Raw genomic sequence first — 13,655 nt, forward strand, 5'->3', positions numbered from 1 at the left:
CCAGACCAACGGCAAGATCGAACGCTTCCACCGCACCATGGCCGACGGCTGGGCATTCAAGAAGTTCTACAACTCCGAATCAGCGCGCCGGGCAGCTCTGCCAGCATGGCTCCACGAGTACAACCACCACCGGCCCCACACCGCAATCGGCGGGTCAACACCCATCACCAGGTTGACCAACCTCACCGATCAGTACAGCTAGCGAGCCGTAGGTGGTCCCGTAGGTGCCGAGGTGCTGCACGTAGGTGAACAGCGCGGCGGTGGTGGCTGCCCAGAGCAGGGTGGCGCCTGCGGCACCCCACGTAGTCCAACGCCACTGCGGGTTCTTGCGGTCAGGGGCGAACCTGTAGAGGACGGCCAGCATCGTGGTCATCAGCAGCGCCAGCGCCGGCCAGACAGCCATCGCCAACACGGACCCCACGGTGTCCGGTGACTCCTCGACGGCCCGTGAGACGACGCCGCCGATGGCGATGGCGGCACCCAGCAGCAATGCACCGCCGAGGACGAACAGCAGACCCCAGCAGGGTCCGTCGCGCGAAGCCCCTGGTCTCGGTCTCGTGGTAGGCGACGTTCAGTGCGTCGATCAAGGCCACCGCGGCTGTCGTGGCAGTCCACAACGCAAGCGCGAGCCCGACGAGGCCACGCACCGTCAGCACCTCCGTCGAGGCGGTCGTGATGGTGGTCAGCTGGTCGGTGACCAGCAGCTCCACCTGCGGCGGGAGCACCTCCGCAACCCGGGCTAGCTGGTTGCGCGCCTGGGCCGGCGTGTTGAGGGCGCCGTAGACCGAGAGCGCGGTCACCAGCACGGGGGCGACCGACAGGACGGCGAAGAACGCTACACCGGCGCTGAGGAAGTGAAGACGCGCCCCCACCACGTGCTTCGCGGCGCGTCGCACGAGCTCGCTCCAGCCCTGGGCCGACAGCTGCCCAGGGGCGACAGCATCGTCCCCCCGGGCGCTCGTACGTTCCTTTGAGCTCCGCGTCACCGGTCCATCTTTTCGCCCGCCGACGCGGGTGTCGATGCTCAGCGCACAGAGGGCGGACATCACAGGCGACGGTCGTACCGGCGGTCACGGGTAGAGGTAGCGCAGCCACTTGATCGCAGTTGGGTATGGCCAGACCCAAAGAACAGGTTCACCGTGAACGGTACTAACCGCGACATCCCGTCAACGAAGTATCGGAGCAAGTCGATGACCCGAGTCACGCTGGCCGCCACGACAGTGGTGACCGCACTTCTTTCCGGGTGCGGCCCTGCCCGACAGAGCGGGGACGACCTTCTTCGCGTGCTCCGGAACGAGGCTAGAAACGTCGACGAACTCACCGAGTCTCGTTGGGTTCCACCAGACCTTCCCAGCGCACCCCTCCCTGCCTCTGACGACGTCGCTCGAGAAGCCCGCTCCATCGCCCAACCCGCCGACGACCTACCGAGCCCAGAACGATGGGAGGTCATCAACGCCACCTGTGACTACGTTGACGCCATGGCCGTAGAGGACGGCAAGGACGCGGCCACGTACGTGATTGAACGGACGGGCACCAGCGCAGCCAACGCGTCCAAGATAAACAGCTTGGCGGACAACCTCTCGAAGGCGAAGAGCTCCTTCGACGCGACTCGCATCCTCGGGCAAGCAGCCGTGTGCGAAGCGGCCGGAGCGCGCTCATAAGCAGAGGCGGCCGCAGCCCGAACTCGGCGCCACCGGATCGGCCGGCACTGTAACGGTGCCATGGAGCTATCGCGGCGGAAAGACGCGCTCCGTTGAACGATGTCCTGTTGACATGACTCGTCGTCGGCGCGAAAGCTGTGGCGGCATCACGACAACTAGAGAACCACCCGTTTGAGCGACCGGGTCTTCGAGGAGACCCGTTCATCTTGCTCCGGGGTCACGGCTTCTCGAGGGTCAGTTCGCGCGAGAGAAAGTCAACGCGATGTCCGACGATCAGTCCAAGACGTGCACCAGATGCCTCGAGGAGAAGCCCATCTCCAGCTTCTATACCGAGAAGCGGCGGCGCAGCGATGGCACCCCGTACCGACGCCGCCGCACCGTGTGCATTGCCTGCTACAGCGCCCGGCGGCGGGAGCGCCTGGCCGCTAACCCCGAGCTTCGGCGCCGACACAACGCCCGGTATCACTGGATCAAGGCGAACGACCCGACTCGGTACGCGTTGTACTGGGGCCTGCCGGCGAAGCTGAGGAAGTATGGAATCGACGAGGCCTTCCTCGAAGCCCATCGGCGCGACATCGGCGGACTTTGCCGGATCTGCCGACGGGATCTGCCGCTCGTGCTTGACCACGACCACAAGACCAACCGATTCCGTGGACTGGTCTGTGCCGGCTGCAATTCCAAGCTCGGGGGTGTTGCCGACAGCGTCGAGTGGCTCGAGCGCGCTATCGCGCACCTGCTCAATCCTGTAGGGCCACCTGTTCGACGATCTCGCAGGACCTGGCGGCGACTCCCTCCACTCTGACTGCAGTCCGACCCGCGTCCCAGGCCCAGCGACCGATGGCGCTGGCACGCGGCGTTAAGACGCAGATCGACCCGTTCCGAATGACGATCCGGCTAGGGCGACAAGCGCCCTCGTCGGCCGGGCAGCGCGACCGACCTCAACTGGTGCTGTCAAGGATCAATCGGGTCGCCTCATGTGGTGCGTCCCATTGTGGAAAGTGGCCACACCGCTCGAACCAGTGCAGCACCGCGTCCGGAAACAGTTCCGTCGCACGTGCGGCCTGCCTCGGCACGGTCACCAGGTCACGACGGCCCCAGCCGATCGTGACCCGGCCGGGCACAGTGCCGGCCGGCGCACCCTGCTGCTTGGGCCCCTTGGTCAGGGCGTCCAAGGCCGCGCCAGTCGACGGGGACTCAGCCAGCCCGCGCACATCCGGCAGCACGGTCTCGCGCGAGAGTTCCCAGGGCCGCGCCGACAACTGCGCCAACAGCAGCGTCCTTCCCACGGGGTTGCCCAGCAGTGCTGGCAGCGTGCCTCGCAGCGCCCGGACCAAGGCGATCGATGGCCGAAGCGTGGCCCCGAAGACGGCGACCTCGCGGTCGCTCCAGAAACCACCCGGGTCCAACGCCACGGTGTCGCCGCCGACGCCTCGCCGTGCGAGCTCAAGCACCATTCGGCCACCCATCGACTGACCGACCGTCGACACCCCGTCCAGACCCTGTTCGCGGATGAATTCTGCGACGGAGTCGGTCAGGGTGGCGATCGAGACCTCGCCGGTCAAAGGAGGCGACTCGCCGAAACCCGGCAGGTCGACGGCGATGACCTCACGGCTCTCGGCCAGCTCGTCGATGATCGGGGACCAGGATCGCCATCCAGCGCCCAGACCGTGCACGAGCAACAACGGCCTGCCGCTTCCGCGGCGCGCATGGTTCAACGTCATTTCTTAAACGCTAGCCCACGCGGAAATCTGTGCATCGCCACCGCAAGCCGATCCGCAACGAAACACACTCATCCACACCTCCACCGCTGCTAGATCCGGACGTTTGAAGGCGACCGGCGCTGAGCGCCCTGACTCGCCGGTCCATGCAGACCGGGCTGCATCGGCTGTTTGGCCCACGCCGACAAGCGGCGGTTCGGGGCAGGCAGAAGTGCCCCACCCGCGAGCCGTCAGCTCGGGTCTCCGACCGAGCGTCACTGCCATCTTCGATCCGTACGGCCACGCACGGCTCCACCCGCGGCCTACGTCCGTCGGGCGTAGGTGACCTTGTTGTCGGCGTGGACGGTCATCGCGTACTGGGAGTCGTGGGCGAGGCGGTGGTGGCGGGGGCACAGCAGCCGGGCGTTGGTCAGGTCGGTGAGTCCCCCGCGGGACCAGGGGTGGTCGTGGTGGGCGTGGCAGCCCGATGCCGAGGTCTCACACCCCGTGGCGGTGCAGCCGCCGTCACGCAGGCCCAGCGCGATGCGCTGGGCCTTGGTGAACAGCCGTCGGGTGCGTCCCAGGTCGAGGGGCTGGGAGTCGGCGCCGAGGACGACGGGGATGATCCCGGCCTCGCACGCGAGCCGGCGCGCCTGCCCCGCGGACATCCGCGTGCCGTCGTCGAGCAGTGCCGTGGCGTGCTCGGCCAGCAGCTCGGTGAGGGTCATGGTCACCACCACGGTGGCGTTGGCGCCCGCGGTGTGCGGCGTGGCATCGCTGGGGTAGCGCTCGACGTACTCCACGAACGCCTCCCCCATCCGCCGGCGCAGCGGCTTGAAGTCGCCGGACTCCTCGCGCAGCTCGGCCTCGGTGTGACGGGCCGGGTTGGCCAGGGCGAGGAGGTGACGCCGGAGCATCTTGGCGATGTGGGAGGGCACGACGAAGCTGCCACGGCAGCGGCCCTCCCCGTCGTCGCTCATGGTCAGCTCGACCGTCGCTGCGGCGCGGCGCTCCTCCGCCTGCAGTGCCGCCGCCTCGTGGGACTCCCCCACCTGCGGCGCGACCACGTCGAGGATCCGCTTGCCGATCTGCTTCAGGTCCCGGGCATCGTGCTTACCGGCCAACCCCAGCAGCACCGACTCCGCCGCCTCCCGCGTGTCCGCGTCGACGTGCGAGGGCAGCGCGTCCACCGCCTCGGCGATCACCCGCGCCTGCTCCGTGCGCAGCCCACCCGACGTCAACGCCGACGCGACCCACGGGTGCTCCTCCAGCGCCCGCCCCAGCGCGAGGTCGCGGCGTGCCTCGCGCTGCGTGGCCCGGGTCTGGACCGCCACCCACGCCGCCGCATCGCGCAACCCGTGCGCCTCGGCCACGTCACCCGCGGCCGCCAGCACCCGCGCGCTCAGCGCGTCGAGCTGGGAGCGTACAGCCGCCAGCGCCGTCAGCGCGGCCTGCTTGTCGCCCACCGACATGAACCCCGGCTCCACCGCCGCCACGTCCTTCAGCGCCCCGTCGAGGACCGCCGCACACGCCACGATCGGGTGGGACTGGGGGTGGGGCTGGTGCACTGGGCCATCTCCTCGAGCACGTCACGGACGCCCACCCTGTTCCGGGGTGGTGCGGTGAGACGTGCCGGCCCATTCGCCACGGTCGCCACCCGAGAGCCGCACCAACGGCACCCCGCCAGCACCAGGACGGGTTCTATGGATGACTGTCCCGACCCCGGGATCCTCGTCGCCTCAGACGAGATCCGTTCCGGATCGGCGTGCTACACGCAATCGTACACGTGTTCGAATATGCTCGCAACCTCCCGCCCGGCTACAGCTCGTCGCCCTCCGGCGGCTCGGGCTCGCGGGTGATGTGCATGGCCGCCTCCTCCGCGGACGCACCGGCGCCGTCGATGCCGACGTCGAGCGCGACCTCCTGCTTGTCGACGTCCTCCCCGACGCCACCATCGGGGGCGACGAGCCGGCCGGTGCGCTCGTCGGCCTCGTCGAGCCCGAGCTGCTCGTCGAGGGCGTTCTCGTCCTCGTGGTCCTCGACCTCGTCGACCTCGGCGTAGGGGTCGATGTCGGGCTCCTCCTCGGCGAGCTTCTCGTCGAGGGACTCGCCCTGGCGGCGCTCGGCCTCGGTGGGGTAGTCGTCGTAGCCCTTGGGCGCCCGGTCCGGTGGTGAGTACCCCCGGTCCAGGACGTCCTCGAGGTCTCCGTCGTCCAGCGTGTCTCCCGGCTGGAGCTGGTCCTCGTCGTCGATGGACATGTCGCCGTAGATCTCGCGGTCCTCACTCATGCCTACAGGCGTACCGGACCGACGAGGCGCGGACAAGGGCCGAACGGGTGTGTCAGCCGAGCTCGCGCTCCAGCGCGTCGGTGAGCAGCGCGACCAGGGCCTCGGTCTGGATGTTGGCCGAGGACGAGACCTCCTCGTCCGAGCCGTCGAGCGCCCGGGCGGCGAGGCCGGCCTTGGAGTCGATCAGCTCGGCGATCCGCGTGTCGATGGTCTGAGCGGCGATGATGCGCCACGCGGTGACCGGGTCGCTCTGGCCGATGCGGTGCACGCGGTCGATCGCCTGCGTCTGCTCGGCGTCGGTCCACGAGAGCTCCGACAGCACGACGTTGGACGCGACCTGGAGGTTCACGCCGACGCCGGCCGCGGCCAGCGAGCAGACGATGACCTGGACGTCCGGGTCGTTGACGAAGGCCTCGATGGCCCTCTCCCGCGCCTTGGGCGTCTGGTCGCCGCGGATCGAGGTGTGCTTGAGACCGCGGCGGGTGAAGGTGTCCTCGGCGATGTCCATGACGTCGACGTGGCGGGCGAAGAACACGACCTTGCCGACGTTGCGGGCGAGCTGCGCGGCGTAGTCGGCCGCCAGGCCGGCCTTGGCGCGGCCGATGCGGCGGAACATCGAGAAGACGTTCTCACCGCCGGTGCCGGAGTCCATCTCCTCGCGCTCCCACGTCGCCACCCGGCGTACGAGCTCGTGGTCGATGCCGTCGACGACGGAGCCCGTACGCCGCGCCTCGAGCGCGGCCTTGTAGCGCTGGACGAGCCGGCGGGCGAGGTCCTCCTCGGCCGCGCGGATCGAGCGGGTGTCCTCGTCGTCGAGCTCGACCGGGATGTCGGCGATGCGGCGGGCGGGGATGTCCTCGGCAACGTCGACCTTGCGCCGGCGCACGATGCCCATGTCGATGACCGCCTTGCGCGCGGCGGGGTAGAAGGAGTGGTCGGCCGGGGTCAGGTCGGTCTCCTCCAGCGTCTCCATCAGCCGCGCGAGCGGCTTGTTGTCGTCGATCCAGCCGAGGAACTGCCAGATCGCGCGGAAGTCCTCGATGTCGTTGATGAGGGGCGTGCCGGTCAGCGCCATCAGCAGCGGTCGTGCCGTGCGCGCGCGCAGCTTCTCCGACAGCTCGAGCACGTGGCGCGAGCGCTGGGAGGTCTTGTTCTTGATGAAGTGGGCCTCGTCGACGACCATGCCGCGGAAGCCGAAGGTCCCGAGCCAGCCGACGTGGCGGTCGAGGATCTCGTAGTTGACGATGATGACGTCGGCGAAGGCGTCGACCTCGTCACCGTCGCCGTGGATCACCGTGGCGCGGCGACGCGGGGTCCAGCGCTCGGTCTCGCGGGCCCAGTTGGTCTTGACGACGTTGGGGCACACGACGAGCAGCGGGTAGGCGTTCGCCGCCTGCGCGGCCAGCAGCGCCTGGGCGGTCTTGCCGAGGCCCGGCTCGTCGGCGAGGAGGAAGGTGCGGTGCCCCTCGGCGGCCGCGGCGATCATCCGCGCCTGGTGCGGCATCAGCTCGAGCTTGCCGGGCGCGTTGAGCGAGGTGGCCTCCGGCAGCTCCATGCACGACGAGGCGCCGCCGAGCTCGAAGGAGCGGAACAGCGGGCCGAGCAGCTCCCAGGTGCTGAGCCGGCCGTGGACCGACCGCTTCTCGCGGCCGATCTCGAAGTCGGGCACGAGGAACGGGTTGGCGAGCTGGTGCTGCACGACCGACTGCGGGATCACGCGGCGCTCGCCGAGGCCGGGACCGGCCTCGTCATCGGGCTTGGGCTCGTCGGGGACGACCTCGACGCCGGCCTTGCGGAGCATCTCGAGCCGCAGGTCGCGGGCGCTGTCGGTGACGACGGCCTCCTCCGACAGCAGGCCGAAGAGCGAGGGGTCGCGCGTGGCGGTCTTGGCGAGGATCGTCGCGATGCCGTCGAGGCGCTTGAGCTCGTCGGCCTTCTGCGCGTCGGTGAGCTCCGCGGAGGCGCGTACGTCGCTGCGGTGCTCGCGCACCAGCAGCGCCACCACCTGGAAGCGCACCCGCTGGCCGGGTGCGAGCGGCCCGCGCTGCACGGCGGACTCGAGCTCACGCACGGCACGGGCCAGGACGGGGACGATGCCCTCGTTGTCCTTGTGGCGGGCGTGAGCAGGGGTGCGGCGTCCGCCGCGCTGGCGCTGGCGCTGGGCCAAGGGGTCCTCCCGGACTTGGGTACGCGTCGTGGAGCCGGCGAGCCACTGTCGGCTCGGGCCCGGAACGCCACGGCGTGGAGGTGTGGAGCGGGCGTCAGGTGCGCGGTGGCCGGCGGATCTGGGGTGATCACAGCGGCACGGCGTCTGGAACGCTGCGTCCACTCTAGCCCTCGACCGACCGTTGGCGGTAAATATCCGCCTGTCAGCGCGCCGGACGGTGGTCCACGACCCGGCGCATCTTGCCGACGGACCGCTCGATCGAGGCGACGTCGACGACCTCGACCCCGACGGTGACACCGATGGAGGCCTTGATCCTGCGCGCCAGCTCGGCCTGCGCGGCGGCCGCCTCGGCGTCGGTCGTCGCGTCGCGCCGCTCGACGCGGACCGTGAGCGAGTCGAGGTTCCCGCTGCGGTCGAGGTGGCACTGGAAGTGCGGAGACAGCGTCGGGAGCTGCAGGACGATCTCCTCGATCTGGGTCGGGAAGAGGTTGACCCCGCGCAGGATGATCATGTCGTCGGTTCGGCCGGTGATCTTCTCCATCCGTCGCATGCTGCGCGCGGTGCCCGGCAGCAGCCGGGTCAGGTCGCGGGTGCGGTAGCGGAGGACGGGCATGGCCTGCTTGGTCAGCGTGGTGAGGACCAGCTCGCCCTCCTCGCCGTCGGGCAGCACCTCGCCGGTCACCGGGTCGATGACCTCGGGGTAGAAGTGGTCCTCCCAGACGTGCAGGCCGTCCTTGGTCTCGACGCACTCGCTCGCGACGCCCGGCCCGATCACCTCGGACAGCCCGTAGATGTCGACCGCGTGCATGTCGGTGCGCTCCTCCATCTCGCGACGCATGTCGTTGGTCCACGGCTCGGCGCCGAAGATGCCGACCTTGAGCGAGGTCGAGCGCGGATCGACGCCCTGCGCCTCGAGCTCGTCGATGATCGAGAGCATGTAGGACGGCGTCACCATGATCACGTCGGGCTCGAAGTCGAGGATGAGCTGCACCTGCCGCTGCGTCATCCCACCGGAGACGGGCACGACGGTGCAGCCGAGGCGCTCCGCTCCGGCGTGCGCGCCGAGCCCGCCGGTGAAGAGCCCGTAGCCGTACGCGTTGTGCAGCACCATCCCCCGCCGCCCGCCGGCGGCGCGGATCGAGCGAGCGACCACGTCGGCCCACATGTCGAGGTCGTCGCGGGTGTAGCCGACCACCGTCGGCTTGCCGGTCGTGCCGCTCGACGCATGGAGCCGTACGACCTCGTCGCGCGGCACGGCGAACATCCCGAACGGGTAGTTGTCGCGCAGCGTCGCCTTGGTCGTGAACGGCAGCCTCGCGAGGTCGTCGAGGGCGGTGATGTCCCCGGGTGCGACCCCGGCCTCGTCGAGGACCCGGCGGTAGTGGGCGACGTTGTCGTACGCGTGCCGCACGGACCACTGGAGCCGCTGGAGCTGCAACGCACGCAGGTCCTCGACCGGTGCGGTCTCGATCGGGTCCAGGTCGCCGGGCCGAGGAGAGAGGTCGAGCACGGTGTGGTCCTCCGGATCGTGGAGCGGGTCGTGAGAACGTTCATCCATGTCAGAGCGCGTACGTCGGGGCCGGCCGGGCCACGACCAGGAGAGCGTGCTGCGTGTCGCGATCGACCTCTTCAACCGGCAAGGCTACGACGCCACCAGCATGGGTGACCTCGCCCGCGAGCTCGGGCTGACGAAGTCGGCCATCTACCACCACGTGACCAGCAAGGAGCACCTCCTCGAGCTGGCCCTCGACGAGGCGCTGGGCAAGCTCACGGCCGCGCTCGACACGGTGCGCGCCGACCCGTCCTACTCCCCGGAGCAGCGGCTGCGGGCGGCCGTGCGCAGCAGTGTCGTCGTGCTCACCGAGCACCTGCCGGCCGTGACGCTGCTGCTGCGCGTGCGCGGCAACACCCCGGCCGAGCAGAAGGCCCTGGCCCGCCGCCGCGACATCGACCACCGACTGGCCGAGATGGTGCGCGAGGCCGCCGAGGCCGGCGCCATCCGCGCGGACGTCGACCCGCTGCTGGCCAGCCGGCTCCTCTTCGGCACCGTGAACTCGATGACCGAGTGGCTGCGTGACGACAGCGACGCGGAGGCCCTCGCCGACACCGTCACGACCCTGGCCTTCGACGGGCTGATGCGGCACGGGTGAGTCGTCCCACCGGCCCGTCGACGAGCAGGCTCAGGGCTCGAGGCACTCCGGCGTCGAGTCACCGGGGCCGTCAGGGTCGAGCGTGGCTCCCGTCGGGTCGCGCAGCACGACGCGGTCCACCGTGGCGAACTGGTGGAGCGCGGGCAGGACCTCGCCCGCTACCGTCACCGTCGAGCCGCCGCTGCGGCACCGGCCGGTGAGCCTGACGTCGGCGACGCCTCCCGCGATCGTGAGGTCGTCGTAGCCGGTAGCTCCGGAACGGAGCAGGCGCAGGCCACGCTCGCGCTCACCCGGCAGCGGGCCGGCGAAGAGACGGTCCAGCACGCCGGCCGCAGGAGCAGCGGGGCGTACGAGGCGCCGGACCGGGACGAAGAACGGCTCCCGGTTCTCGACGAACCGGTCGCGGTGGAAGAACCAGACCCGGCGCTGCACGGTCGGGAAGCCTGCTCGCACCTCGACCACGACGCGGGGCGGCGCCTGCAGCGTCGTCACGCGCACCCGGGTCCGCTTCGCCAGCCCGAGGCCGTACGTCGTGACGGCCTCGAAGTCGCCTGCCCGCACGGCCGTGAGGACGTTGGGCAGGGGGAAGGCGACGCGGCGCGGGGCCGCGGTGGGCGACCCGTCGTCGGTGTGCGCCTGGGCGGGCTCGAAGCGCACCCGGAGGATGGCCTGCCCGGCGACGCGGACGCGCCGGCCGGAGCCGTCGGCGAACAGCCGGTCGACGTACTCGACGCGGCGGTCGGCCGGCAGGCCGCCCTCGAACTCGAACACCACCCGGTCCCACTGACCGCGGTGCGCCGCGCGTACGGCGACCAGCACGGGTGTCGGTGGTGCGGCGGAGACGACCGGCTCCATGGCCCCCGCACCTGGCGACGTGACCAGGGCCGGCACCAGCGCCGGGACCAGTGCGAGCGACAGCAACGACAACAGCTTCCTCGGGACCCTCACGACCCCACCTCCCGACCGACCGGAGCACTCGGTTCGACGCTAGGGGCTCGGACGCGCCGTGGGTAGGGACCTATGACCCCTGGACCGGGTCCTCCTCCACTACCTGCCGCGATCTCGCCGGTCGCAGGATGAGGGATGAGGGCCCGACTGCTCTACCTCGACAACCTCAAGGTCGTCCTGATCGCGCTCATCATCGTCCTGCACGCGTTCCTCGGCTACGTCGGCATCGTGGAGGCGTGGACCTACTCCGGGCTCCGCGAGGTGACGCTGCACCCGGTGGTGGAGATGGTGCTGCTCGTCGTGCTCAGCCCCTTCGGGTTCTTCCTGATCGCGCTGCTCTTCCTGGTCGCGGGCCTGCTGACCCCTGGCTCCCACGACCGCAAGGGCGGAAGGCAGTTCGTCGTCGACCGGCTGCTCCGGCTCGGTGTGCCCTTCGCGCTCTACGTCTTCGTCGTCCAGCCCGCACTCGTCTACGCCGTGGCGCACCCGTACGGCAACGCCACGGGGTCGTTCCGGCAGGAGTACCTCGGTGCGGGGCGCCAGGTCGACACCGGCCCGCTGTGGTTCGTGGGGGTGCTGCTGGTCTACTCACTCGCCTACGCCGCGTGGCGGCGGCTGCGCCGACCGCAAGGGCGGCCATCGCGACCACCCACCACCCGCACCCTGGTCGTGAGCACCTTGGTCGTCGCGCCGTCGTCGTTCGCCGTCCGGCTGGTCTACCCCTACGGCGGGGAGAGCGGGCCCACGGACCTCAACTTCTGGCAGTGGCCGGCGTGCATCGCCGTCTTCGCGCTGGGCGTCCGTGCCGCCCCGCACGGTTGGACCCGCTCGGTGCCGGACGACCTGGTGCGCGTCAGCCGCGCGGTCACCGCGACCGGTGTCGTCGCCATGACCGTGCTGCTCTACGTCACCGGGTCGCGGGGCGCCGTCGATGACATGCTCGGCGGCCGGCACTGGGCTGCGGTCGCGTTCGCGTGCATCGAGGCGCCGCTCGTCGTCTTCGGGTCGGTGTGGCTGCTCGACTCGGCCCGACGCAGGCTCGAGCGCAGCCTCCCGTGGGGCGAGCAGCTGCGCCGCAGCGCCTACGGGGCCTTCATGCTCCAGGCCGTCTTCCTCCTGGGGGTGGCTGTGGCGCTGCGCCCGGCGGCACTCCCGGCCGAGGTCAAGGCGCTCGTCGTGGCCCTCGCCGCCGTCGCCGGCTCCTTCGGGGCGGCATGGCTGCTGGTCAGCCGGGTGCCGGGCGCGGCGCGGATCCTGTGAGGGGTCCGGGTCAGGCTGGATCGGCGGGGGCCGCCGTGGCGAGCGAGCGGCTCCGCCCGCGGAACTCCGCGACGACCTCCCCCGTCCCGGGGTCGTCCGCCCGGACCGTGACGTCGTAGACCCCCGACCGCCCGCGCAGGGAGACCTCGCGCGCGTCGGCGTACAGCGTCTGGCCGAGGCGGCCCGGGACCAGGAAGTCAACCGCGAAGCCCGCCGCGACGGTGACCGGGCCGTGCGAGTTGCAGGCCAGCGCGAAGGCGGAGTCGGCGAGGCTGGCGATGAGCCCGCCGTGGCACAGGTCGTGGCCGTTGACCATGTCGGGACGCACGACCATCGACACCCGCGCGCGGCCGGGGCCGACCTCGACGAGCTCCATGCCTAGCATCGCGCTGGCGGCGTCGGCGGCCCACATCGCCCGGGCTGCCTCAGGCATCGAAGTCGACCGTGACCGAGTCGCTCACCGGGAAGGACTGGCAGGTCAGCACGAACTGCTGCTCGACCTCGTCCGGCGCGAGGGCGTAGTTGCGCACCATCTCGACCTCGCCGTCGACGACCTTCGCGCGGCAGGTGCCGCAGACACCGCCCTTGCAGGCGAAGGGCAGGTCGCTGCGCACGGCCTGCGCCGAGTCGAGCAGGGTCGCGTCGCGCGACATGGGCGTGGTGGTCGTACGCCCGTCGAGGACGACGGTGACGTCGCTGGTCACGCCCTCGACGACCCGGTCGGCGTGACGCAGCACCGGCGGCGGCTCGTCGACGAAGAAGAGCTCGAAGTGGACCTTCTCCGCCGGTACGCCGAGCTCGGCGAGCACCGCGCGGGCGTCCTGGACGAGTCCGAGGGGTCCGCACAGCCACACGTGGTCGACGGCCGCGAGCGGGACCTTGATGGGCAGCAGACGACGCAACCGGTCGGCATCGAGCCGGCCGGAGAACAGCTCGACGTCGCGGGGCTCGCGCGAGAGCACGTGCACCAGGTCGAAGCGCGGGCCGTGCAGGTTCTTGAGGTCGCTGAGCTCCTCGGCGAACATCACCGAGGTGGTCTCCCGGTTGCCGTAGAGCATGGTCACGGTGCTGTCGGGGTTGCCCAGCACCGACGCCGCGATGGACAGCATCGGCGTGATGCCCGAGCCGGCCGCGATGCAGAGGTGGCGACCCGGCTGGGCGGGGTCGGCACGGAAGCTGCCCGAGGGCTCGGCGACCTCGATCCGCTCCCCCGGCCGGACCTGGTGCACCAACCAGGACGAGAACTCGCCGCCCGGGATCTCGCGGACCCCGATGCGCGGCGCGGAGCCGGCCGGGGCGCAGATGGAGTAGGTCCGGCGGTGCTCGACGCCGTCGACGACCCGGCGCAGGGTGAGCGACTCCCCCGGCTCGAAGTCGAACAGCTGCCGCAGGTCGTCGGGCACGTCGAAGGCGACCGCCACCGAGTCGTCGGTGAGCGGCTCGATGTCGCGGACGGTCAGCTCGTGGAAGTTCGTGGCCACTG

At 70.6% G+C, this 13,655-nt stretch carries 13 protein-coding genes and 1 pseudogene; 5 read left to right on the forward strand and 9 right to left on the reverse strand.

Translation table 11 applies throughout. The features are described from left to right. Positions 1-202: integrase core domain-containing protein (locus IEZ24_RS19190; protein WP_191192884.1), on the forward strand; the 202-nt coding region annotated here is incomplete at its 5' end. Here the strand turns inward: IEZ24_RS19190 and IEZ24_RS22580 are convergent. Further along, positions 155-1,046 (reverse strand): annotated as a pseudogene (locus IEZ24_RS22580) (YihY/virulence factor BrkB family protein). The gene IEZ24_RS19190 and the pseudogene IEZ24_RS22580 overlap by 48 nt on opposite strands. 144 nt (positions 1,047-1,190) lie before the next feature. On the opposite strand from IEZ24_RS22580, the gene IEZ24_RS19200 reads away from it, so the two are divergent. Together IEZ24_RS19200 and IEZ24_RS19205 are read left to right on the forward strand one after the other, a co-directional pair. Then, the gene (locus IEZ24_RS19200; protein WP_129456672.1) at positions 1,191-1,661 is read left to right on the forward strand and encodes a hypothetical protein; all 471 of its coding nucleotides are present in this window, start codon (positions 1,191-1,193) and stop codon (positions 1,659-1,661) included. A gap of 262 nt (positions 1,662-1,923) precedes the next feature. After that, positions 1,924-2,463, forward strand: a complete 540-nt coding sequence (locus IEZ24_RS19205; RefSeq protein ID WP_129456673.1) for an endonuclease domain-containing protein — start codon at positions 1,924-1,926, stop codon at positions 2,461-2,463. 136 nt (positions 2,464-2,599) lie between these two features. On the opposite strand, the gene IEZ24_RS19210 is transcribed toward IEZ24_RS19205, so the two are convergent. The 5 genes from IEZ24_RS19210 to paaK form a co-directional block, all read right to left on the reverse strand. Beyond that, the gene (locus IEZ24_RS19210) at positions 2,600-3,382 is read right to left on the reverse strand and encodes an alpha/beta fold hydrolase (RefSeq protein ID WP_129456674.1); all 783 of its coding nucleotides are present in this window, start codon (positions 3,380-3,382) and stop codon (positions 2,600-2,602) included. A gap of 299 nt (positions 3,383-3,681) precedes the next feature. After that, the gene (locus IEZ24_RS19215; RefSeq protein WP_129456675.1) at positions 3,682-4,926 is read right to left on the reverse strand and encodes an HNH endonuclease signature motif containing protein; all 1,245 of its coding nucleotides are present in this window, start codon (positions 4,924-4,926) and stop codon (positions 3,682-3,684) included. A gap of 250 nt (positions 4,927-5,176) precedes the next feature. After that, positions 5,177-5,647 (reverse strand): DUF5709 domain-containing protein, encoded by a 471-nt coding sequence (locus tag IEZ24_RS19220; RefSeq protein ID WP_129456676.1) that lies wholly within the window; start codon positions 5,645-5,647, stop codon positions 5,177-5,179. A 52-nt stretch (positions 5,648-5,699) separates the two neighbouring features. After that, positions 5,700-7,814, reverse strand: a complete 2,115-nt coding sequence (locus IEZ24_RS19225; RefSeq protein WP_129456677.1) for a DEAD/DEAH box helicase — start codon at positions 7,812-7,814, stop codon at positions 5,700-5,702. Between the two features lie 202 nt (positions 7,815-8,016). Continuing rightward, the gene (gene paaK, locus IEZ24_RS19230; protein WP_207206919.1) at positions 8,017-9,372 is read right to left on the reverse strand and encodes a phenylacetate--CoA ligase PaaK; all 1,356 of its coding nucleotides are present in this window, start codon (positions 9,370-9,372) and stop codon (positions 8,017-8,019) included. Between paaK and IEZ24_RS19235 the strand changes: the two genes are divergently transcribed. After that, positions 9,371-9,964: a TetR/AcrR family transcriptional regulator gene (locus IEZ24_RS19235; RefSeq protein ID WP_129456678.1), complete on the forward strand. Its 594-nt coding sequence runs from the start codon at positions 9,371-9,373 to the stop codon at positions 9,962-9,964. The two genes, paaK and IEZ24_RS19235, sit on opposite strands and share 2 nt — an antisense overlap. A gap of 30 nt (positions 9,965-9,994) precedes the next feature. On the opposite strand, the gene IEZ24_RS19240 is transcribed toward IEZ24_RS19235, so the two are convergent. Next, positions 9,995-10,912: an AMIN-like domain-containing (lipo)protein gene (locus IEZ24_RS19240; RefSeq protein ID WP_129456679.1), complete on the reverse strand. Its 918-nt coding sequence runs from the start codon at positions 10,910-10,912 to the stop codon at positions 9,995-9,997. Positions 10,913-11,047: 135 nt separating this feature from the next. Here IEZ24_RS19240 and IEZ24_RS19245 point away from each other — a divergent pair, with 135 nt between their 5' ends. Further along, a complete protein-coding gene (locus IEZ24_RS19245; protein WP_129456680.1) occupies positions 11,048-12,172 on the forward strand; it encodes an acyltransferase family protein in 1,125 nt (374 codons plus the stop codon). 10 nt (positions 12,173-12,182) lie between these two features. Here IEZ24_RS19245 and paaI read toward each other — a convergent pair whose 3' ends face one another. Both paaI and paaE read right to left on the reverse strand, forming a co-directional pair. Beyond that, positions 12,183-12,605 carry a hydroxyphenylacetyl-CoA thioesterase PaaI gene (gene paaI / locus IEZ24_RS19250; protein ID WP_129456681.1) on the reverse strand — a complete coding sequence of 141 codons (423 nt, stop codon included), beginning with the start codon at positions 12,603-12,605 and terminating at the stop codon, positions 12,183-12,185. Continuing rightward, on the reverse strand, positions 12,598-13,653 hold the full coding sequence (gene paaE / locus IEZ24_RS19255; RefSeq protein WP_129456682.1) for a 1,2-phenylacetyl-CoA epoxidase subunit PaaE: 1,056 nt from the start codon (positions 13,651-13,653) through the stop codon (positions 12,598-12,600). Before paaE ends, paaI begins: the two co-directional genes overlap by 8 nt. Positions 13,654-13,655: the final 2 nt, after the last annotated feature.

This window comes from Nocardioides ganghwensis (assembly GCF_014779655.1).
Lineage (GTDB): Bacteria > Actinomycetota > Actinomycetes > Propionibacteriales > Nocardioidaceae > Nocardioides > Nocardioides ganghwensis.